This window comes from Paenibacillus ginsengarvi, from assembly GCF_003626695.1.
Lineage (GTDB): Bacteria > Bacillota > Bacilli > Paenibacillales > NBRC-103111 > Paenibacillus_AB > Paenibacillus_AB ginsengarvi.
Genome location: NZ_RBAH01000012.1, coordinates 127,860 through 150,717, shown reverse-complemented (window position 1 = coordinate 150,717; position 22,858 = coordinate 127,860). Strand labels below are relative to the sequence as shown.

Here is a 22,858-nt window from a genome sequence, read left to right as displayed (position 1 = left end):
TGTTGGAGATTCAACTAGTTTCAAAGAAAGTTAAATAGAAAGTTTATTATATGATCCTGTAAAAGGAGAGGCTCAAATTGAAAGTTGAGAGTCTAGCCATGATTCTAAGATATAGAGCACTTTTAAATGAGCTAGTTTCCCGAGATCTAAAAGTAAAGTATAGACGCTCTGTGCTTGGATACTTATGGAGTATCTTGAATCCATTACTAATGATGTTAGTTATATCTGCTGTGTTTTCTTATATATTTGAGAATCAAATCACAAACTATGCTGCATATTTGATATGTGGACAAGTGATTTATCAATTTTTTTCAGAATCAACTAATCAGGCTATGAAATCAGTCATAAGTGGGGAATCATTGATTAAAAAGGTGAGAATCCCAAAGTATATATTTCCAGTAGCTGCAACGATTTCCTCTTTTGTGAATCTGCTATTTTCACTAGTTGCAGTTATAATTATCTTGTTCGTTTCTGGTGCCCAAATAAAATTTACAATTCTATTTTTTCCACTACCACTAATCTACCTAGTAATGATTTCTATGGGGGTTGGGCTGATACTTTCGATATTAGCAGTGTATTTTAGAGATATGCTTCATTTATATGGTGTTGTATTAACGGCATTGATGTATGCAACTCCAATCTTTTATCCCATTGATTCCTTGCCTCCTCATGTAATTTTCTTTCTGAAATTTAATCCTTTGTACCATATTGTAGATATGTTCAGAAATGTCGTACTTTATGGCAATATTCCAACAGTAGAAGAAAACGTTATTTGCATGGCGTTTGCAGCTATTTCCTTGATGGTTGGATTCGTTATATTTAAACGATATCAGGACAAACTTGTATTGAACTTGTAATCTAGAGGTGTATCGCAAATGCAAGAGGAATATGCAATTCAAGTTAAAAATGTATATATGAGGTTCAATCTTGCACGCCAAAAAGTAGATAGCTTGAAGGAATATATGGTTAAAAGATTAAAAAGGGAATATATCAGGGACGAGTTTAATGCTGTATCTGATGTTTCCTTCCTAGTGGAGAAGGGGGATTCGTTTGCAATTATTGGAACGAATGGTAGTGGGAAGAGTACATTATTAAAGATGATATCGGGCATTTATAAGCCTACTAGTGGAGAAATTGTCGCACATGGCAGTATTGCTCCTATGATTGAACTTGGTGCTGGTTTTGACATGGAGCTAACCGCGAGAGAGAATGTTTATTTAAACGGTGCGGTACTTGGTCACACTAAAGATATGATGAGTGCACACTTTGAGGATATTATAAGTTTTGCTGAATTATGGGATTTCGTAGATGTTCCTATCAAAAACTTTTCTTCAGGAATGAAAGCGAGGCTGGGCTTTGCTATAGCTACGATTACTAAGCCTGATATTTTGATTGTTGATGAGATTCTGTCCGTTGGTGATGCGAATTTTAAAGAAAAATGCGAAAAGAAGATGGCGGAAATGAAAGCCAATGGTGTAACGCTAATACTTGTATCCCATTCTATAGAGCAGGTTTTAAGTGTATGTAATCGTGCGTTGTGGATCAATAAAGGTAGAGTGGCTGCTATTGGAGATGTTAGGACGATATGTGACGCTTATATGACGTATGTTACTCAAAATTGACATAGATAATGGAGGCTTTTACTAATGATTATTACAAAAACCCCCTTTAGAGTTAGTTTTTGTGGAGGTGGTAGCGATCTTGAGGCGTTCTACGAAAAACATGGGGGATGTGTATTGAGTGTATCTATAAATAAGTATATGTATATATCAGTACATCCATATTTTGATTCCAATTATACAGTTTTAAAGTATTCAGAGAATGAGATTGTTGAAGATATTTCTAAAATTAAACATAAAATATTTAATAGTGTGTTGAATCAAAAGAGAATCTCTGGTGTTGAGATAAGCAGCACCGCCGATGTTCCAGCTGGGACTGGGTTAGGATCCTCTAGTACGTTCACAGTAGGGTTATTACATGCTTTATCTTGTTATGAGGGGAAGTATGTATCGAAAGCAAGATTGGCAGAGGAAGCATGTGATATCGAAATAGAAAAGCTAGGTGCTCCTATTGGGAAACAGGATCAATACGCTGCTGCCTATGGCGGTCTTAATTTTATTCGTTTCTATAGGAATGGTAGTGTATCTGTAGAGCCTATATTGATGAGGCCGGAAACATACAAACAACTTCAAAAAAATCTAATGATGTTCTATATTGGGGCTTCTCGTTCTGCTAATACGATATTAAGTGATCAAAAGAAAAATATGAGTGATGAGGATAAGGTGCAGAATCTGATCCAAATGTGTGGGCTTGCAGAAGAAATGAAAGCTGCTCTGGAGTTTAACGATTTAACCTCATTTGGAGATATTTTAAATAAGGGCTGGGAACTAAAGAAAACTCTTTCTGCGGGTATTTCTAATCCTGAGATCGATGAAGCGTATAAAATTGCAATGGAAAATGGTGCTTTAGGTGGGAAACTTCTCGGAGCAGGTGGAGGTGGATTCCTCTTGCTTTATTGTGAAGCAAAGAATCAAGAAAGAGTAAGAACAGCAATTGGTTTAAAGAGAATGGATTTTGAATTTGAACATGATGGAACATCTGTTGTTCATATTGGAGATAAATATTGGAAATAAACACGAGAGTGATTTTGGGGGATCTTTTAAATGAAGATGTTAGTTGCCGGAGGAGCTGGCTTCATAGGAAGCCATTTATGTGATGCCTTGCTTGAAGAAGGGCATGAAGTGGTGTGTATTGATAACTTTTTTATTGGTACTAAGCAAAACATTGAGCATTTAAAAAACGAACCGAACTTCCGTTTCTATGAGCAGGATCTTTGTGATTTGCCACAACTTTCAGCTGTATTTGAAAAAGAAAAAATTGACCATGTGTTTCACCTCGCTGCTAATTCTGATATTCAAGCGAGCGCTAAAGATCCAGAAATCGAATATAAAAACACATATACAACAACATTCAATCTATTGGAATGTATGAGAAAGCATAAAGTGAAAAGAATGTTTTTTGCTTCAACCTCCGCGGTTTACGGAGAGAAGGAAGGGGAACATGTATCCGAAGATTCAACGCTAGAGCCAATTTCATATTATGGAGCAGCTAAGCTTGGGGCGGAAGCATTGATATCTGCATATAGTTATATGAACGATTTTACTGTTCTAATTTTTCGTTTTCCTAATGTAATTGGTCCAAGACTTACGCATGGAGTCATATTTGATTTTGTAAAGAGGCTGAGGGAGAATCCTAAAGAACTTTTAATTTTGGGTGATGGTACTCAGTCTAAACCCTATATGCATGTGTTTGATTTAGTACGGGGGATTACTATGATCAAAGAACAACTTATTAATGGAGTTACGCTTTACAATATTGGTGTTGAGACACAGACGACCGTAACCAGAATAGCTGATATAATTTGTGAAAAAATGAATTTGAATGGAGTGAAGTATTTATACACTGGGGGGCGTGGAGGCTGGAGAGGAGACGTACCAGTGTTTGCATATAATCTGAACAAGATTCATACAACTGGTTGGCATGCAAAATGGACCTCGGATGAGACGGTAGCAAAAACAGCAGAGGAGGTTATTTGATGCAAGCTGTAATTATGGCAGGTGGTAAGGGAACACGATTACGTTCAATTACTAACGACCAAATACCAAAGCCGATGGCTTGCATTAATGGAAAAACTATTCTTGAATGGCAGATTGAATGTCTAAAATCTAATAATATAACAAACATATTGATAGTTACGGGACACCTGGGTAGGAAAATTGAGGACTTCTTTAAAGATGGTGCGGAATTTGGAGTAAAGATATCCTATTTTCGAGAAGAACAACCACTTGGTAGTGCTGGAGCATTATATTATATTAAAGAAAAGCTAATTAGCGACACTTTTCTACTTGTTTATGGAGATGTTCTGTTCGATATTGATATCCAAAGGATGATTCGATTTCATCGAGAAAAGAATTCACTAGCGACACTCTTTACTCATCCTAATTCCCATCCATATGATTCGGACTTAGTAGTAACTGATGAAGAATGTAAGGTTATCAAATTCGACTCCAAAAATAATAACCGCGATTATTGGTATAAGAATTGTGTAAATGCTGGGTTATTTATTGCAAATGTAGATCTCTGTAATTTGGTAGTTAAAGATGAAGTGACAGATTTGGAAAAAGATATTTTCATTCCCTTAACGGCGAAGCATGCACCTATTTACAGTTACTTTTCACCAGAATACATCAAGGATGTTGGCACCCCAGAACGGATTGCTGTTGCGGCAAAGGAGTTGGCTAGTGGTTTTGTTTCAAATAGAAATTTAAAAAATAAACAAAAGTGTATTTTTTTGGATCGAGATGGCACGATTAATCGTTTAAATGGTCTTATTAGTTCTGAGGATGACCTTAGTCTTGAGCCTTGTGCTACTGAAGCTATACGAAAAATTAATCAGTCAGGTTATTTAGCAATTGTCGTTACAAACCAGCCTGTAGTAGCTCGTGGTTTGTGCAATATCTCTGATGTTGAAAATATTCATAAAAAATTAGAATCCTTATTAGGTAAACAAGGCGTTATTTTGGATGATATTCTGTTTTGCCCTCATCATCCCGACAAAGGATATCCAGAAGAAAACCCAATCTATAAAATCCCGTGTCAATGTCGAAAACCTAACACAGGTATGATAGAAATCTGTATTGAAAAATATAATATAGACGTAAAATCATCATGGATAGTAGGTGATACAACCACTGATATTTTGACCGGTCAACGAATAGGACTGCAAACGGCGTTGGTTTTAACTGGGGAAGCTGGGGCGGATAAGAAATATGATGTTATTTCTGATATTACATGTAACAACTTGCTAGATGCAATCAATAATATATTATTATATTGAAATCAAAAGGAGAAATGGAAATGGACTTTAAATCAGATATTAAAACATATATTGAACATGAGATCAATACTTTAAGGGCTATGGATGTTGAAGCAATTAATGATGCAATGAATTTGATAATGGAAGTTTATGAGTCTGAGAAAACCATTTATATTTTTGGTAATGGAGGCAGTTCCGCTACCGCATCACACTATCAGAATGATTTCAATAAAGGAATTTCTGAATATGTGGATAAAAAATTTAATTTTTACTGCCTAAATGACAATGTTGCTACAATGATGGCAATAGCCAATGATATAGGTTTTGATGAGGTATTCCGATTTCAACTGCGTGGGCACATTAAACCAGGGGATCTTGTGATGGCGATATCAGGAAGTGGAAACTCAAAGAATGTCATTAATGCCGTTGAGTTTGCGAAGGAACAAGGGAATAAAATTATTGGCCTGACCGGTTACAATGGTGGGAAATTGAAGCAGTTATCTGACGTTTCATTGCATGTGCCTGTCAATAGCATGCAAATTACAGAAGATATTCACATGATCTTAGATCACTTGATTATGAGCATTTTCTATAAAACCCTGTGTGGAATTAATCATATAAAGGATTAGTATGAGCAGGATAAGTTTTATTATTATTCTACTGTTGGTTATTGCTGCAATTATTTCGGCATTACCTTTTCGAAAATTATTTTATGTTAAAAAAGTAACTGTTGCCTTTTTTATGGCAACAGTTATGGCTTTTATTGGTGGTTCCATTATACCAGGGCTTATCGTGAAGCCTCTGAAAACTCCAATTTCTATCACTGCTTTGGATTTGAAGAATACAAATTCAGAGGGAAGTGAAGTTTGGATAAAGAAAATAATAATTGATGGAAGGAACTACAAACCAACTGAGATCTTTAAAAGTAATTGGATTAAACAGGGTGAAATGTTAGGTTGGAAAAATTACGATCAACCTGAAGGAATGTCAACAATTTTAATAGGGGAACTGCCATACGGCGAAAATAGGGAAATTGTGTTTGAGAGTAATAAGTGGCGTGGTATTGTTTCAATTGAGGTTGATGGTCAGAAACAGAATGTGGATTTGTATTCAAGTAATCAGCAGAGTACCGAACTTTCATTTAAAACTGAACCATCAGCTAATATTGAGCAAAAAAATATTAACAGCGTAAAAAACGCTGTTTTTGCAATTGTTTTTGGATTATCCCTACTTCTCATTATAGTTTTAATGATGTTGGATAAGAAGAAAGAATCAGTGCGACATACAGAAAATGATAGGGATATTTGGGCCGATTTACTTCGTATTGTTAGTATTTTTGCAATTCATGTTATACACAGCACAGGTTCGATATATAGTAAGTATGCTGAGACAATCGATTGGTACCAAGCATTATTTATTAATTCAGTCACAAGATTTGCGGTCCCAGTTTTTATGATGATATCGGGAGTATATATTTTATCTAAGACAGATTCAATTAGAAAAGTAATCACTAAGAGAATTCCGAAAGTCCTAATTCCACTCCTTTTCTGGAGTTTTTGTTATGCTCTTTTGAAGGTGTTTTATTTGAATGAAAGTACAACAATATGGAATGAAATATTGCAGATTCCAATCACTCATCGATATTACCACCTATGGTTTATATATCAGCTTATTGGCTTCTATCTAATATCCCCGATTCTAGCGGTAATTTATCATAAATGTAGTAATGCCTTGAGATGGTATTTTGTAGCAATTGCATTAGTCATTCCAAGTTTCATGGATATGATAATCCGCTTGGCTTTCCCTGAGGCACCCACTTTTCTACAAATTAATTGGTCAAGAATAGGAATAGCGGAATTGGGCTTATTCTTCTTAGGTAAGTTGCTTTATGATTACTTACGTAATCATAAAGTTAAAAATTTAGCTCCAACTGTACTTGCTATTTTAGGGCTATATGGTGTTGTTATGTGTAGCTACTATATGTCAGTGAAATTTGAAAAATCATACTTTTCTTTTTTTGAACAAATTCGTTTTCCTGTCTTAATATTTTCTATTGGGGTTTTTAGTTTGTTTTATTCACTAGAGCAAAGATTAAGAAGTGTACCCAACAAAATTAAAATACTTATTCGAAAATTATCTACTCTTACACTAGGTGTTTACTTTGTTCATCCTCTAGCAATTTCTCTTTTTGGTAACAGTGGAATCATAAGTCTGATGGTGAATTTTATTGCATCTTTTTTATTTTGCTACGTATTGTCGAAAGTTCCGTATCTGAGAAGAATGGTGACTTAACAGAGGTAAGCTCTTACAGTTTACCAAAGTAGAGGGGGATTTAAATGCCAAAAGTTTCAGTAGTCATGCCAGTTTGTGATGGCGCTAAATTTTTAAAAGAATCAATTCAAAGCATACAGAACCAAACATTTACAGATTGGGAGTTCATTATTGTTAATGAGTATGGCTCTTGTGATGGGTCAGAGCAAATCATTAAACGTTTTGCACAACAAGACAGCAGAATTATTTTGGTTCAAAATACAACAAAACTTGGTTTAGCTGATTCTTTGAATGTTGGAATTAATCGAGCTAATGGCGAGTATATTGCTAGGGTAGATGTAGACGATCCCTCTTATCCAACTCGATTACAGAAACAAGTTAATTATTTGGAGAGTAATCCAGATGTTGATTTATGCGGAACTCTGCAAAGGAGTGTTACACCACAAGGTAATGAGGTTCAGCATGTTCCATGTGAGAGAGAACAATTAAAAGCAGCTTTGTTGTTTGGTTGTGAGATAAGTCACTGCTCGGTTATGTTTCGTAAAGAGACTTTCATACGAAATAATTGGAGATATAATCCGGATTTTTTAGGCGAAGATTTTGAACTTTGGACACGTATAATGTTTGAAGCACATATAGTTAATTTGAATGAAGTATTAGTAGACCATCGTTGGGGATTTCAAAATATTAGCATTTCTAAAGGGGAGCGCTTAAAACAAGAAGTAAGAGAAATAAATGCAAGGACACTGGAATACTTGGGTATTGATATGACTGATCGTGATTTGATGCTTTTATCAGGATGGAGAAGTTTACCCGAAGAGCGGTTAATAAAAGACAAAGCAAAATTTTTAAAGGATGGTTTCCAATTACTTGAGGAAATACGAAATAAAAATTGCGAATTGAAAATATTTAATGTTGAAGCGTTAGAAGAAATACTTCACAAACGTTGGGGTTGGATTTGCCGAGCTTGTGGTTTGAAATTTGATGAATTTGCTTATAACGAATTTGAAAATACATCGACAACTCCAATTGTAACTGTTCTCATGCCTGTTTATAACAGTGCAAAGCATCTGAGAGAGGCTATAGATAGTGTATTAAAACAGACATTTACAGATTGGGAGTTTCTTGTGGTAAATGAATATGGTTCTAACGACGGCTCATCAGAAATTGTGAAGGCGTATGCCATTCACGACCAGAGGTTCCGTTTAATTCAGAATGATGTACGTCTTGGCTTGGGTGAATCCTTAAACAAAGGTATGAGACTGGCGAACGGCAAATACTTAGCTCGTCTAGATGCAGATGATCTTGCTCATCCGACCCGTTTTGAGAAACAAGTAAAGATGATGGAAGAAAACCCTAACGTAGGTGTATGCGGAACATATCAACATCATTTTGGTCCAAAAAGCAATTGGGTTCACAAGCCGCCAACAACAGCTCATCAAACGAGGGCCAATTTACTTTTTTATTGTGATTTATGTCATTCAACACTTATGCTTAGAAAAAAAGTTTTTATTGAAAATAATTTGTTTTACAACAATAATTACTTAGCTGAAGATTTTGAATTATGGACACGAACAGTTGCAGTAACAGATATAGTTAATATTCCAGAAGTACTAGGTGAGTACAGATGGGGCGAAGATAATGTTACTCTGACGAAGATGGAAGCTCTTAAGAAAGAAAGCGGTTATATTGTAGCGAAATCATTGGAAAACAACCTTAAAATGCATATTTCGGAAGATAATGTTTATCTCTTTGATGGTTGGGGGAATTTATTTTTAAGTGATGATGAAAAGAAGCGAGCAATGATGTTGGAACGATTTAAAGAGATTCTTTTGAAAATTTGGGAAACAAATAATATTGTAAAATTCTATGATAAACAAAGTTTGCTGAATATTTTGTCAGCAAAGTGGAAGTGGGCTAAATATAACGAGTCTTGGAACAACCCCCAGCATGTATCGGATATTAATGAAATTTTCGACGAAAACTATAGACCTTCATTTATTGTTAAATTAAAAAGATTTTTGAGAGATAATCCAACATTAAACCTAAGAACCAGGAAAATATTAAAAAAAGTGCTAAAACCACTTATCAATCCAATCAGAAGAAGAGTCGAAGAGAAGTTAAGTGGAATGGAAAACAGAATTATTACATCAGTTGAAAATTATACATGGGACCGTCACAATCGTCTAGTGAATGCGATTGAAAGTATTTCCAAGGATGATTATAAGCGTTTGAGTAGAACAATGGATGCACGGATTTGGGAGCTAGAAAAAAGAGTGATTAGTCTTCAGCAAACAGTTAGTAAGATGTCATTTCGTAATAATTTGGTTAAATACAAGAATGGAGAGAAAATAAGAATCGTATTTTTGTTTCAAGTAGCTTCTTTTTGGCCATCTCTTGAAAGTTTATATACGGAGTGTCTTAATGATAATAGATTCGAAGTTGTTCTAGTTTGCTACGATGAGAATATTGATCCATCTATAAAAGTTGAAACTGCAAGAAGTTATTTAGTTAGAACAGGGCATTTGTTTATTCCATGGGAAGAATTTGATGTTGATGGATATAAACCACACGTAGTGGTTCTACAAACTCCTTATGATTCGAACAGAAGAGACAAGCTTACAAGTAGTTTTATGAAGAATAAAGGAATTAGGACTGTTTATATTCCATATGGAATTGAAATTGCGGATACCGAACATGCTAGAGATGCTCATTTTAATCAAGATGTTGTTAAAAATAGTTGGAGAACCTATACTTTTTCAGATGCTATGCTTAAGGAATATCGATTCCATTCGGATAATGGAGAAGCTGTTAAAGCATTAGGTCTCCCCAAGTTTGATAGTTTATATCAAAGAGGTAATTATAGATTAAATGGAACTATTGCAAAAAGAGCAAAGGGTAGAAAAATTGTTCTTTGGAAAGTTCATTTTCCAAAGGTTATTAAAGAAAATGGTAAAGATAACTTAGTAACTCCATATATAAATGAATATCTACTGTTCACGAAAATGGTTGAACATTTTTCTGATTTATTCTTTATATTTATGCCACATCCAAGATTCCATGAGTTTAATAATGACCCGACTATAAAAATGCAAACATTAAAACTCATCGACACTTTAGAAATCAAGGAAAATGTGTATATTGACAGGGATGATGATTATCGGCCCTCTCTTCTAAGTGCAGATTATATTATAGTCGATAGAAGCGCCGTGATGATTGAAGCGGCAGCAACTGGTGTACCGATATTATATATGTATAATCCCGATTTTAATGAACCACTAACACAAGCTATAACACCTTTGGTTGAGAGTTATTATCAAGGTACTACCAGTGAAGATATGGTTAATTTTGTTGAAATGTGTAAAGAAGGGGCTGATCCCAAGAAACAACTAAGAGATGCGGCATTTAAACTTTGTATTCCATTCTTCGATGGTAAATGTGGAGAGCGGATTAAAGACGATATTGTTTTAAGTTTACAAGAAGAGTCATCGGACGAACTAATGTATCAAACAGATACTCCCAGAGAAATGCAGATGAGGTAAAGTGATATTTTGACAATTTAGGGTTTAGTTTAGAAGAATGATCAGGAATATTTTAGATATTAAACAACGAATACAGTCAGATTATGTGACTGTATTCGTTCTTGTAATATTTCACGAATGAGGAAAAGTGAGGATCATCTAATGCCTAAAGTTTCAGTGATAATGCCTATATTTAACAGTGAGAGGTTTTTGCGTGAAGCTATAGAAAGTATACTAACCCAAACGTTAAGGGATTTTGAGTTAATCATTGTAAGTGAACATAATGGTGACGATGACTCAGATAATATTGTTCTTGAATACATGAAGCAAGATGATAGAATAGTTTTTTTGAAAAACGAAAAAAAAAAGGAATTTCACTCTCAATCAATAATGGGATAGGGAAGGCTAGAGGCAAATATATTGCCCGAATGGATGCCGATGACATTTCATTACCAAACCGATTAGAAGACCAAGTGAAATACTTGGAGGATAATCCTGATATCTCCATATGCGGAACTAATGTGACGTATTTAAATGAAAAAGGGATAGAAACACCTTTATTGCGGGATAATTTTCCCCTTACCCATGAATATATTAAAGCTGGTTTGATGTTCTATTGTTTTATTAGGCATCCCACTGTAATGTTAAAAAAAGATATAATGGAAGAGTATAATTTAATGTACGATGGCGATTTCAATTCATCTGAAGATTTTGAACTATGGTCTCGTGCATGTCATTATATCAAATTCGCAAATATGCAACAAGTCTTGCTTAAATATAGATTTCATAGTTCCAATTATACTGGTTTAAGAAAAAATGAAGGAGCAAATAATTATAAAAAAGTAATGATGGATTCATTCCGGCGATTGGAGATCACCTTTTCGAGTGAAGAACTACAATTATTATGTCCTTTGACCTGCGAAATAAACGAATTAAATAAGAAACATGTAATTGAAATATTACAAGCTTGTGCTCAGAAAATCAGGGAAGCTAATAGGATCAAGCATGTCTATGAGAATGAAGCATTGGAATACGCATTAGAATTGAGGATGGGTTGGACAAAACATAAATATCGCCACAAAGTAATAACAGTGATTCGTAAGATAGCAAAATTTATTAATCCATATAATAATGTTTCTTTTGTTATTGACAAATTTTCAAGCCATTTAGAATTATATGGTGTGGTCTCAACTTTAAAGCAGTTATATATAGCATTGGTATCATCGGAGAGAAGGAGGTATTTTTACGAAAAGAGGAAAAGTAGCGATAATAACTAGAACAAAAAATAGGAACATTTTGTTGAAAAGAGCATTGGAGAGTGTTGTGAATCAAACATTTTCTGATTGGATTATGGTCATAGTAAATGACGGAGGAGATTCAGGAGAAATTGATAAATTAGTTGAATCTTATCAAGAGAAATTTACTGAGAAAATAACTGTAATTCATAATCAAACCTCTATTGGAATGGAAGCAGCATCGAATAAAGGAATACAAAATTCTAGTAGTGAGTATGTAGTTATTCATGACGACGATGATTCTTGGCACAAAGATTTTTTAAAAACGACAATAGGCTATATGGATCAATGTCCCTATGATAATGTAAAAGGTGTTATAACGCATAGTATAAAAGTTGTTGAGAAAATAGATAATGATAAAGTTATTGAATTAAGAAAAGCTCCTTTTAATAGTTCACTAGACTCAATAACTTTGTATAGAATGTGCGCGTCTAATTTGTTTCCTCCAATTTCCTTTTTATATAAAAGAAGTGTTTTTGACGAAATCGGTATGTATAATTCTGATCTTCCTGTACTAGGTGATTGGGATTTTAATTTGAGATTTATGGGGAAATTCGATATTCATGTAATCAAAGATTCTCTGGCTTTCTATCATCATAGATTAGTAAGTAAATCATCCGATTATAGCAATTCAGTAATAGGTGGTATAGATAAACACAAAATGTATGATACTATACTAAGAAATAAGTACTTACGAGATGACATCAGTAAAAATAAAATAGGCATTGGCTTATTGGTGAACATCAGTAAGTCTGTAGAAGAAATTAATCGTCGTTTTTTCTTATTTGATAGAGTAATTAATTATGCTAAATATAAACTTAAGAAGTTTCCTTTTATAAAATAATTAAATTTGTATCAAGTCGTGTTCGTTATCTTTTGAAAATGGAGGGTAACAATGAAAGGGATAATTCTTGCTGGTGGAACTGGTTCTCGACTCTATCCTTTAACTAAAGTAACAAATAAGCATCTTCTCCCTGTAGGTAAATATCCGATGATTTACCATGCTGTAGCAAAACTAAAAGCTGCGGAGATATATGATTTATTGGTTGTAACAGGTAAAGAACATATGGGTGATGTAGTTAATCTTCTGGGCAGTGGTAGTGAGATTGGTGTATCTTTGACTTATAAAGTTCAAGATGAAGCTGGCGGAATCGCGCAGGCACTTGGTTTAGCAGAACAATTTGTAGGTTCTGATAAAATGGTGGTCATACTTGGGGATAATGTGTTTTCTGACAACATTACTCCATATGTTAAGAATTTTATTCAACAAAAGAATGGAGCCAAAATACTTGTTCAACAGGTAGAGGATCCTCAAAGATTTGGCGTACCGGAACTTATTGATAATAAAATTGTTTCAATAGAAGAAAAACCCAAGAATCCCAAGAGCAGCTATGCTGTAACTGGGATTTATATGTATGATAACAGGGTTTTTAATCTTATTAGAGGATTAAAACCTTCTCTCCGCGGAGAACTCGAAATTACTGATGTTAATAATGCCTATATACGTAATAATGAATTAACATACGATATTTTGAAGGGCTGGTGGACTGATGCTGGTACACAAACTTCTTTATCGAAAGCGAATGAATTGGCAAAAGAACTTCACTTGGGGGATGAATTCGGTATACTAAAAATAAGGTAGGTGTCGATATGAAATTAATTAATACAACATTGGACGGAGTTTTTATTGTTGAGCCTACAATTCATTATGATGAACGTGGTTTTTTTGTGGAAAGCTATAGTAAACAAGTGCTACTAGAGCATGGTATAGAAGTGAATTTTGTGCAAGATAATCATTCACTTTCAAAGGAAGCGGGAGTATTACGAGGACTCCACTATCAATTAAATCCAAAAGCGCAAATGAAACTTATGCGAGTCATTTCTGGGGCAATATATGATGTTGTCTTAGATATTCGAAGAAATTCCCCTACATTCGGACGATGGTTTGGAGTAATACTCAGTGAGGCTAACAAACGACAGTTGCTTATCCCGAAAGGTTTCGCACATGGCTTTTGTACAATCGTTGAAAATACCCAGGTAATTTACAAGGTCGATGAATACTACAGCCCTCATCATGAAAGAGGAATTTTATGGGCAGATGAAGATCTAGGAATCACGTGGCCAACATCGAATCCGATTCTTTCCGCTAAAGATCAGAACTTTCCATTATTTAAAGATGCTGATATCAATTTTGTTTAGGCTGGTGAACACATGAGGATTCTCGTAACTGGTGGTGCAGGTTTTATCGGCAGCAATTTTATAGTATATATGTTAAACAAACATGCCGATTGTAAAATTTTTAATGTTGATTTGTTGACGTACTCGGGTAATCTAAATAACTTGATTAAAGTTGAAAACAATCCTAACTATAAATTTATAAAGGCTGATATAGCAAATCGTACAGAAGTTAATCAAATATTTAAGTTAGGTATCGACGCAGTAGTCAATTTCGCCGCTGAATCGCATGTAGACCGAAGTATAATGGCGCCTGATATTTTTGTGAAAACAAATGTTTTGGGAACACAAGTTCTTTTGGAAGAAGCAAGACTGAATAAAGTTTCAAAATTTGTTCAGATTTCGACAGATGAAGTATATGGAAGCCTTGGGGAAGAAGGGTTCTTTAATGAGGAAACACCCCTTTTACCCAATAGTCCCTATTCCGCTAGTAAAGCAGGGGGCGATTTTCTAGTTCGTGCATATTACGAAACTTATGGTCTACCTACGGTTATTACACGCTGCTCTAATAATTACGGACCATTTCAATTTCCAGAAAAGCTGATACCTTTGATTATAGTTAACGCTTTAAGTGAAAAAGCTATACCAATTTATGGAGATGGTTTATATATACGTGATTGGCTCTATGTTGAAGATCATTGCTCCGCCATCGATCTGGTTCTTAATAGGGGGGTCAATGGTGAAGTCTATAATATCGGTGGAAATAATGAAAGAACAAATTTACAATTAGCAAAAACTGTTCTTAGAGAGCTAAGTAAGCCTGAAACGATGATTCAATTCGTTCAGGATAGACCTGGACATGACAGACGTTATGGTATTGATTCTAAAAAGATTCGTAGTCAATTGGGATGGAATCCAATGTATGACTTTGAGACAGGTATAAGGAATACAATACACTGGTATCTTCAGAATCAAGATTGGTGGAAGGATATAGAGGCTGGTGAATACCGTAATTATTATTTGAAACAATATGGTACTAGGATGAGTGTAAACCAGTGAGAATTTTAGTTACAGGTGCTCATGGGCAAGTGGGTAAAGAGTTGGTCACCCTACTAGAACGTAAATATGAAATATATGGATATGGCCGTGATGAACTGGATATAACCAATGAAGATCAATGCAAATTACGCATAAATGAAATTAAACCAGATGTAGTTGTGCATTGCGCAGCTTATACTGCTGTTGATCTTGCTGAAGGTGATAAAGATTCTGCTTATAAGATTAATGCATTTGGAACAAGGAACTTAGTGGTGCCGACTGAAGCGATAGGAGCAAAATTTTGTTATCTTAGCACTGATTATGTTTTCGATGGATTGGCGAAAGAGCCTTATAATGAATTCGATAATACAAATCCACAAAATATTTATGGGAAATCTAAGAGAGCAGGAGAACTTTTAGTACAATCCTTATCTTCAAAGTTTTTCATTGTTAGAACATCTTGGATATTTGGTCTACAAGGTTCTAATTTTGTGAAGACTATGATAAATATCTCAAGTAGAGAGAATACAGTTAGGGTGGTGAATGATCAAATTGGTTCACCAACTTATACAGTTGACTTGGTGAGATTTTTAGCTCAATTAATAATAACAAATAAGTATGGGATTTATCATGTATCCAATACAGGTAATTGTTCCTGGTATGAACTAGCCTGTGCAATTTTTGAAGAGCTAGGCATTTCGATAGAGGTAGAGCCATGTACTACCGATGATTTTCCTAAACTCGCCCCTAGACCAAAGTATTCAGTAATGGATCATTCGTTTGTTAGAATAAATGGATTTGAAGAGTTGCCTCATTGGAGAACGGCTCTACGATCTTTCATACAAGAACTGAGGGAATAACTTGGCGCATGAAGTGAGCGTTCACATAGTCTCCTTTAACAGCGAAGATTACATTCAAGCCTGTCTAGACTCTGTCTTGGAGCAAACGTATCCTATTTCTCAGATCATCGTGATAGATAATGCGTCTTCGGACAGAACAAGAATTATTTTGGGAAAATTCCAAAATAAGATTGAAGTGATAGTTAACTCAGTTAATACAGGTTTTGCCCAGGCGCATAATCAGGCAATTCATGCATCAAACAGTAATTACTATCTTGTTTTGAATCCGGACGTCATTCTTGATCGGGAATTTGTGGCTAAACTAGTTGAAGTGATGATGTGCCATTCTAACGTAGGCAGTGTGACTGGAAAGCTAATCCGTTCACAAAGGCAAGAGATAATAGATAGCACGGGTCTAATTATTAATCGGGCAAGAAGGGCGTTTGATCGGGGAGAGAATCAATGTGCAGTGAAATGGAAGGACAAGGCAGAAGTATTTGGTGTATCGGGAGCAGCCGCTTTTTACAGGAGAACCATGGTTGAAGAGGTAAGTATTGAAGGCGAGTTTTTTGACGAAGACTTTTTTGCTTATAAAGAAGATGTTGATGTTGCATGGAGAGCACAATTACTGGGCTGGAAAGCCTATTATGAACCAGAAGCGATCGCGATTCATGAACGTGGTTGGAAGTCTGGCAGTCGGAAAAGGCAACATATTTTTGTTCGTCGTCTTTCTTATATAAATAGATATAAAATGTTAGTAAAAAATGATCGTATAGTATATGTTATTCGACATCTGATGCCAATTATTTGGTATGAGATTCTAAGTTTTGGCTATGTAATTTTCAAAGAACCGTTATTACTACCGATATGGATTGACTTTTGGACTAAAATACCAAAAATGTTAAAAAAGAGAAAGTGGATCAAATCAAGACAAAAAGCAAGTAATTCAAATGTTTACAAATGGTTTAATGATTGAAGATAATCTGGAAGTTTAATATTGAAGGGTGTTTGATATGGACTTATCCATTGTTATTGTTAACTATAAAACTATGCAACTTACTTTGAATTGTTTAGAGTCCATTTATCAAAGTAGATTAAAGTATGAATTTGAAACCGTAGTTATAGATAATGATTCCAAAGACGATACGCTTTCTGCCATTAAAATGCTTCATTCGAAGGTTATTGTGATTGCAAACAACGAGAATTCAGGATTTTCAAAAGCTAATAATCAAGGTATCCACATTGCAAAAGGAAGATACATCCTACTTCTGAATTCAGACACAACGGTCGAACCTGACACACTAGAAACCATGATACGCTTCATGGACGAGCATCCAAAAGTCGGAGCGTCGGGTTGCAAAGTAGTTCTTCCCGATGGTTCCTTGGATAAGGCGTGCCGTAGAGGATTCCCTACGCCTTTAACTACTTTTTATTACGTGTCAGGGCTGGCTAAACTATTCCCGAAGAGTCCTCATTTCAACTCGTACCATATGGAGTATTTAAGCGAAGACGAGTCGTATCCGATTGATTGCTTAGTCGGAGCTTTTATGATGGTACGAAGAGAAGCAATTGAACAAGTGGGCCTTCTTGATGAAAGTTTCTTTATGTATTTCGAGGACACCGACTGGTGTTATCGCATTCAGGAGGCAGGCTGGATCAACTATTATTACCCCAAAACTCAAATAACGCATTACAAAAGAGGAAGTAGTCGTGGAAGGCCGTTTCGGATTGCTTATGAATTTCACCGAGCGATGAAGTTGTTTTACGACAAGCATTATCGTAAAAAATATCCTTTCTGGGTGACTATTTTGATGTATGTGGGAATAGGAGCTAAGTTTGGGCTGACCGTACTCAAAGATCAGTTGTGGAAAGCTTCAAAACACTTACGTTCTTCGAAAAGAAAAAGTCACGAACACTCAAAAGGAATTAGCCCAGGGCAATAAAAAAGACCGCCGATCCAATGAACTGCCCCCCGTCAAGTAGACAGTACAAATAAGTAAAAAATTTAGGCGGTCTTAGTCCTGTATTCCATGGGACTGAGGCCGTTTAATTTGCCTACAATCGCTCGTTATTGTAAAAGTGAATGTAGGCGTTAATATCCTTCTCCAGCTCCTCGAACGTGCTGTATTGTATTCAGATAATACTTCTCGCATTTCAGGGTTCCCCAGAAGGCATCCATAGGTCCGTTGTCCATGCACCGGCCAATACGGACATGCTCTACTTCATCTCCGCTTTGTCTAGTTTCTTCTTAAAAGCCGACGAAGTGTATTGGAACCCCCGGTCGCTGTGAGGGGCTGTTGACAAACAGAATATACAAAGGTTATTGGAGAACTGCGTAGAACTTAATTCTATGCAGTTTTTCTTTTGGAGGGATTCAGGTCATGATGGGGGTTAAACGGAGATAAGCAGCACCAATTTGTTTTTTTCAATCTGGAGGAGTATGTGCCAAAAAGACACTTGTTGCGCGTCATTCAACAAGAAGTGGACTTCACATTCATTTACGAGAAAGTGAAGCACATGTACTCTTCTGTAGGCCGAAAGTCCATAGATCCTGTACTGCTTATGAAATGATGCTGGTCGGGTATTTGTATGGGATTCCTTCCGAACGCAAATTGGAAGAAGAAGTGAATATGAACTTAGAATATCGCTGGTTTTTGGGATTAGATCTCATGGATACTGTTCCGGATCATTCAACGCTCAGTCAAAATCGACGTCGTAGGTTTAAAAATAGCTCCATCTTTCAAGACCTATTCGATCATATCGTGACAATCTGTATAGAGAAGGGAATTATGACGGGAGAAGTGGTTGTAACTGACTCCACTCACATCAAAGTCAGCGCATCGTTGAGTCGCTCTGAGAAAGTAAAGGTAGATAAAAAGCCATCGGAATACCTGAAGGAATTAGAGGAAGAAGCACGGCGGTTGGAGAGGCGGCGACAAGCAGAGCGTGAAGCGGAAGGAAAGAATAAATGCGGGGGGATAAAACAGAAACGTTCGGATGCCGTTATTCAGACCGAAGTGACGCGGAGTCTGACAGACTCTGAAGCCGGTCTTATGAATCGTCCTATAAACCAGTAGGCTTTCACTATCTGGGTCACACCAGTATAGATACAGCGCATGGAATCATCAAAGATATGCACGTCACTCCAGGCAATGTGAATGACCATGAGCCGTACAGCCGGCCCTAGCTATCCAGAAAGAAAAGTTTGGCTTGGACATCAAAAGGGCTTGTGCTGACAAGGGATATGACTGCGCTGTGGTTCATCACGTACTAGATAAGCAGCAGATTGAAGGATACATCTCCCCTGTAAGTACAGATAGTATTGAGGCCATCGGGGATAAACCGTTTCTATACAACGAACAATCCGATCATTACCTGTGTCCGGAAGGAAAGCTACTGAAGTTTACTCACATAGAGGGCGACGGAATTAAAGAAGCTTATTGAAGGGTGTATGCGGCAAAAACGAAAGATTGCAAAGCATGTCCGCTGCGTGAGCAATGCTACGGCAAGGCAAAGAAATATCGAGTCATTCGACGTGCCCTTTTCCATGAAGCTATAGAGCGTAACAAGGAATGGGCCAAGACAGACGAGTATCGGAACCTCATGCGTCTTCGGAGCGTTTGGTGTGAAGGTATTTCGGGATTATGAATCAATCTCATAATTTAAGTTGAACTCATAAACGGGGCATCCGTAACGCTACGGAACACTGCCTCTTTTCGGCGTTGGCCCTAAACATCAAACGAATGATTAAAGCGATAGCATAAGGGCCGAAGGGGCTTTCAAATTAGGCTAAATTCTATAAATACGACAAAATGGGTTGAGGATATCGTCCTCAACCCATTTTGTCAACAGCCCTGTGAAGCATGGGGGTTGTGCCCGGCGCAGCCTCAAGCGCCCGATCCAGCGTTTCAAATACGAGCTTATTGTTGTTCGAATGCCCCAGCACATTGGAAACGATTGTGTTGCTATGGAGGTCCAGAATAGCGCTTAGGTAAGCCTTCTTGGCCGAGTTCATACTTGAATTCCGTTACATCTGTTAACCATTTCTCATAGGCACTTCAGCTTGGAACTTGCGGTTCAGTAGTTCTCGGCGATATGCTGAGGTGCAGAGCACGCGTATTGTTTTTTCTTCCTTCGGATGACCGACTGTATGCCCGCCAGTTTCATCAGCCGCCGGATCCGTTTGGAGTTAATCGGTTTGTTCGTGTCTCTACGAAGCTGGACGGCATGTCGTCGGTAGCCGTATATGCCTTGTACCCGCTCATGAAGGGCCAGTATCTCTTTCGTCAACTGCTTGTTTTCCTGCTCACGCGGGCTGGGTTTGTGGTTGACCCACTTGTAGTAGCTGGATTGTCCATCTCGGCAACCTCACACAGCAGCTTCACGCTAAACCCTTGTTCTTCGTGTACGGATTGTATCGCCACATACACATAGGTTTGCCGATGGCGGCTTAGTCTCTCCTTCCTTTCATTTCCTTCAACTTTTTTAGGAATGCATTCTCCGCCTGCGAGTCGCTCCATTTCATACTCTAGCTTCTTTAGTTCCAGCTTATGACGCTCAGCCTCGGTCAACTCCTCTGGTGCTTTCTTCCGTCCACGCCCGTCTTGGAGCGCCTCTTCTCCGCCATCCTAGTATTTCTTGACCCACTGGTACACAGGGTTGTAGGAAATCTTAAACTGCGCTGCTGTCTTTCCGTAGTCACGCTTATGTGCAAGGCAATGGAATACGATGTCGATTCGTTCCTGCCACGTCGTATATCGACCCTTTGTCATAGCTTTAGCTCCTCCGCCAACTGGTTTGAAGCTGCTAGGACTATTATACTTGGCAATCCAGCTTTGGAGTTGAGTACGACTTGCAATTTTGTATTTGTCGACGAGTTCATATTGCGAGTACTCACCCGATAGATAATCTTGCACCGCCCGGATCTTCAGCTCAATGGAGTAACTGCGTTTATGAGTCCGAATCTCCAATCCGTCCATTCCGTATAACTCATAGCGGTGCCGCCATTACACTAACGTGCTGATACCGATATTATACTTGCGAGCGACTTCAACTCGAGTGCCACCGCCTCCAGCAAGCTCCTCTACAATCGCTAATTTTTCTATCGCTGTATAGCTGTCCGGTTTTGCCAAAATAACACTCTCCTCCAAGTAGACGGTATGGTTTATCTTTTAAACCTGCCTACTTAAAGGGGAGCATATCACAATATCGACGGTCTGATGCTTTTCAATATGCTCCCTCACCCTTCAAAACCACCGGAATCGTCTTAAGCAAAATCTTAAACTCCATCGCCAAACTCCATCTCTCAATGTAGTAAATATCTAACTTCACCCATTCCTCGAACGGTAAGTCACTTCGTCCACTAACTTGCCACAGCCCAGTAATCCCTGGCCGAACATCGAATCTGCGCCATTGATAATCCGTATACTGCTCTACTTCGTTGGGGAGCGGTGGGCGCGGGCCGACAAGGCTCATTTGCCCCGCGAGTACGTTGAGCAATTGAGGAAGCTCGTCAAGGGAGTACTTCCGGATAAAGCGGCCGACGCGGGTGATGCGTGGGTCGTTTTTGATTTTAAATACCGGGCCCATAGCTTCGTTCTGACTGGCGAGCGATGCTTTCAATGCCTCCGCGTTGGCGACCATAGAGCGGAACTTCAGCATATGGAAGGGGGCTCCATTCTTACCGATGCGTTTTTGCTTGATCAGTATCGGGCCTTTGGAATCGAGTTTTATTGCTAGAGTTACCAGCAACAGTACAGGGGAGATCGCAATAACTCCGAGAGCGGATAAAATAAAGTCCGCGCTGCGCTTCATAAACCAGTTGAGTCCGCGTAAAGGCGTTCGGACAATCTCGATGCAAGGGTAGTCGAATGCGTGATCAAATGAGACGCTGGAAGTAACCAGTTCGAATAATTCCGGAATGATTTTGATCTGTACATCGTATTTCCGTACGCTTGTTATCAATTTATTGATTAGTCCACGTTCCGAAGGGATTGTAATATAGATTTCTTGAATTTTATGCTGCTGAACCAGTTTTTCGATATGCGGGATCGTTCCTAGAATTTGCGGGCCCTTTTTGTAATCATCAAGGAACCCTACGAAGCAGCTGCTGCTCGTTTTGTTGTCGTTCAGTTGATCGCGGATTTGTTCACCTACACGACCGGCCCCGATGATCAATACATTCTTATTGTAGAGCTGGGTTTTGCGTAGAGCGCTGAGCACTCCGAGACGTATGAATCTTGTTAAAAGGAAGATCAGAACCATAAGTATCGCTAAAGCCAGTATGAGTACCCGGGAGTAAATGACGCTTGTTTTCAAGAAGAAGACGAGTCCTAGCGCAATTAGAAACGAGACTGTGACGGCTTTGGCTGCCGTGAAGGTGTCTTCTACCGGTTTGATATCCCGGCTCCACCTGAACATGCCGCGTTGGTATAGCCATCCTGTATAAACGGTAAAGATAACGGCTAGCAGAAGCGAATATTCGCCGATGACCGGAATATCCAGGATGCTGGAGAAGTCGTGCCAGTCGATCGCTCCGTAATCCGCTACTACTTTATATAGAAATAAAATTGAGAAGCTTATTACATAAAGCATGTATTCTAGCGCGATAAGTCCGGCGTTCAGCAGCATTTCGATGCGGACTGTTTTTTTCTTATGGCTGACGATGTCTTCGGCGATAAGTAGGTGGCCGGGTTTTACGTTTTTGACCATTTGAATCTCCAGACTCATGAACAGACGCTCCTTGACAAACTTTGATCTATTTTAACAATTATAGCATAGATTCATTGGTTTAGTCCTACTTACTGGGAGCTGCATACAAATGTTCGTTTCGGTTATTGTCCC

The 22,858-nt window shown here is 37.6% G+C and carries 21 protein-coding genes and 3 pseudogenes; 18 read left to right on the top strand and 6 right to left on the bottom strand.

Translation table 11 applies throughout. From position 1 onward, the window contains the following. Positions 1 to 77: 77 nt before the first annotated feature. The 16 genes and pseudogenes from D7M11_RS17735 (at position 78) to D7M11_RS17655 (ending at position 17,958) form a co-directional block, all read left to right on the top strand. Entirely contained in the window at positions 78 to 857 is a 780-nt protein-coding gene (locus D7M11_RS17735; protein WP_205127065.1) for an ABC transporter permease, read from the top strand. Positions 858 to 875: 18 nt separating this feature from the next. Next, positions 876 to 1,622 (top strand): ABC transporter ATP-binding protein, encoded by a 747-nt coding sequence (locus tag D7M11_RS17730; RefSeq protein WP_120748573.1) that lies wholly within the window; start codon positions 876 to 878, stop codon positions 1,620 to 1,622. 24 nt (positions 1,623 to 1,646) lie between these two features. After that, positions 1,647 to 2,633 (top strand): GHMP family kinase ATP-binding protein, encoded by a 987-nt coding sequence (locus D7M11_RS17725; RefSeq protein WP_120748572.1) that lies wholly within the window; start codon positions 1,647 to 1,649, stop codon positions 2,631 to 2,633. 30 nt (positions 2,634 to 2,663) lie between these two features. After that, positions 2,664 to 3,596: an NAD-dependent epimerase/dehydratase family protein gene (locus D7M11_RS17720; protein WP_120748571.1), complete on the top strand. Its 933-nt coding sequence runs from the start codon at positions 2,664 to 2,666 to the stop codon at positions 3,594 to 3,596. Next, positions 3,596 to 4,897 carry an HAD-IIIA family hydrolase gene (locus D7M11_RS17715; RefSeq protein ID WP_120748570.1) on the top strand — a complete coding sequence of 434 codons (1,302 nt, stop codon included), beginning with the start codon at positions 3,596 to 3,598 and terminating at the stop codon, positions 4,895 to 4,897. The genes D7M11_RS17720 and D7M11_RS17715 overlap by 1 nt, the downstream gene beginning before the upstream one ends. 20 nt (positions 4,898 to 4,917) lie before the next feature. Continuing rightward, positions 4,918 to 5,505, top strand: coding sequence for a D-sedoheptulose-7-phosphate isomerase (locus D7M11_RS17710; RefSeq protein ID WP_120748569.1), 588 nt, complete (start codon positions 4,918 to 4,920; stop codon positions 5,503 to 5,505). A gap of 1 nt (position 5,506) precedes the next feature. Then, positions 5,507 to 7,168: an acyltransferase gene (locus tag D7M11_RS17705; protein ID WP_120748568.1), complete on the top strand. Its 1,662-nt coding sequence runs from the start codon at positions 5,507 to 5,509 to the stop codon at positions 7,166 to 7,168. A 44-nt stretch (positions 7,169 to 7,212) separates the two neighbouring features. After that, positions 7,213 to 10,689, top strand: coding sequence for a bifunctional glycosyltransferase/CDP-glycerol:glycerophosphate glycerophosphotransferase (locus D7M11_RS17700; RefSeq protein ID WP_120748567.1), 3,477 nt, complete (start codon positions 7,213 to 7,215; stop codon positions 10,687 to 10,689). 117 nt (positions 10,690 to 10,806) lie between these two features. Continuing rightward, a pseudogene (locus tag D7M11_RS17690) lies at positions 10,807 to 11,945 on the top strand (glycosyltransferase family 2 protein). A gap of 19 nt (positions 11,946 to 11,964) precedes the next feature. Further along, positions 11,965 to 12,807, top strand: a complete 843-nt coding sequence (locus D7M11_RS17685; RefSeq protein ID WP_420818432.1) for a glycosyltransferase family 2 protein — start codon at positions 11,965 to 11,967, stop codon at positions 12,805 to 12,807. 51 nt (positions 12,808 to 12,858) lie between these two features. Then, entirely contained in the window at positions 12,859 to 13,605 is a 747-nt protein-coding gene (locus tag D7M11_RS17680; protein ID WP_120748563.1) for a sugar phosphate nucleotidyltransferase, read from the top strand. A gap of 8 nt (positions 13,606 to 13,613) precedes the next feature. Further along, positions 13,614 to 14,162: a dTDP-4-dehydrorhamnose 3,5-epimerase gene (rfbC, locus tag D7M11_RS17675; protein WP_120748562.1), complete on the top strand. Its 549-nt coding sequence runs from the start codon at positions 13,614 to 13,616 to the stop codon at positions 14,160 to 14,162. Positions 14,163 to 14,174: 12 nt separating this feature from the next. Beyond that, positions 14,175 to 15,197, top strand: a complete 1,023-nt coding sequence (rfbB, locus tag D7M11_RS17670; protein WP_120748561.1) for a dTDP-glucose 4,6-dehydratase — start codon at positions 14,175 to 14,177, stop codon at positions 15,195 to 15,197. Next, positions 15,194 to 16,036 (top strand): dTDP-4-dehydrorhamnose reductase, encoded by an 843-nt coding sequence (gene rfbD / locus D7M11_RS17665; protein ID WP_120748560.1) that lies wholly within the window; start codon positions 15,194 to 15,196, stop codon positions 16,034 to 16,036. The genes rfbB and rfbD overlap by 4 nt, the downstream gene beginning before the upstream one ends. 1 nt (position 16,037) lies before the next feature. Continuing rightward, entirely contained in the window at positions 16,038 to 16,991 is a 954-nt protein-coding gene (locus tag D7M11_RS17660; RefSeq protein WP_120748559.1) for a glycosyltransferase family 2 protein, read from the top strand. Between the two features lie 37 nt (positions 16,992 to 17,028). Further along, complete coding sequence (locus tag D7M11_RS17655) at positions 17,029 to 17,958, top strand: glycosyltransferase family 2 protein (protein WP_120748558.1); 930 nt, start codon at positions 17,029 to 17,031, stop codon at positions 17,956 to 17,958. A 112-nt stretch (positions 17,959 to 18,070) separates the two neighbouring features. On the opposite strand, the gene D7M11_RS38100 is transcribed toward D7M11_RS17655, so the two are convergent. Next, positions 18,071 to 18,148: an IS3 family transposase gene (locus D7M11_RS38100; protein ID WP_120748657.1), complete on the bottom strand. Its 78-nt coding sequence runs from the start codon at positions 18,146 to 18,148 to the stop codon at positions 18,071 to 18,073. 309 nt (positions 18,149 to 18,457) lie between these two features. Between D7M11_RS38100 and D7M11_RS17645 the strand changes: the two are divergent. Then, positions 18,458 to 19,092: pseudogene (locus D7M11_RS17645) on the top strand (transposase). A gap of 370 nt (positions 19,093 to 19,462) precedes the next feature. Continuing rightward, a complete protein-coding gene (locus D7M11_RS38095; RefSeq protein WP_120748555.1) occupies positions 19,463 to 19,663 on the top strand; it encodes a transposase in 201 nt (66 codons plus the stop codon). A 429-nt stretch (positions 19,664 to 20,092) separates the two neighbouring features. Here D7M11_RS38095 and D7M11_RS17625 read toward each other — a convergent pair whose 3' ends face one another. The 5 genes and pseudogenes from D7M11_RS17625 to D7M11_RS17610 form a co-directional block, all read right to left on the bottom strand. Next, positions 20,093 to 20,305, bottom strand: a complete 213-nt coding sequence (locus tag D7M11_RS17625) for an IS3 family transposase (protein WP_120748553.1) — start codon at positions 20,303 to 20,305, stop codon at positions 20,093 to 20,095. Between the two features lie 338 nt (positions 20,306 to 20,643). Next, positions 20,644 to 20,787, bottom strand: coding sequence for a helix-turn-helix domain-containing protein (locus tag D7M11_RS36150; protein WP_147433451.1), 144 nt, complete (start codon positions 20,785 to 20,787; stop codon positions 20,644 to 20,646). Positions 20,788 to 20,838: 51 nt separating this feature from the next. Next, positions 20,839 to 20,994 (bottom strand): annotated as a pseudogene (locus D7M11_RS38090) (transposase); the annotation flags it as partial. A 27-nt stretch (positions 20,995 to 21,021) separates the two neighbouring features. Then, on the bottom strand, positions 21,022 to 21,147 hold the full coding sequence (locus D7M11_RS37420) for a transposase (protein ID WP_240041168.1): 126 nt from the start codon (positions 21,145 to 21,147) through the stop codon (positions 21,022 to 21,024). A 94-nt stretch (positions 21,148 to 21,241) separates the two neighbouring features. Further along, complete coding sequence (locus D7M11_RS17610) at positions 21,242 to 22,744, bottom strand: sugar transferase (protein ID WP_120748550.1); 1,503 nt, start codon at positions 22,742 to 22,744, stop codon at positions 21,242 to 21,244. Positions 22,745 to 22,858: the final 114 nt, after the last annotated feature.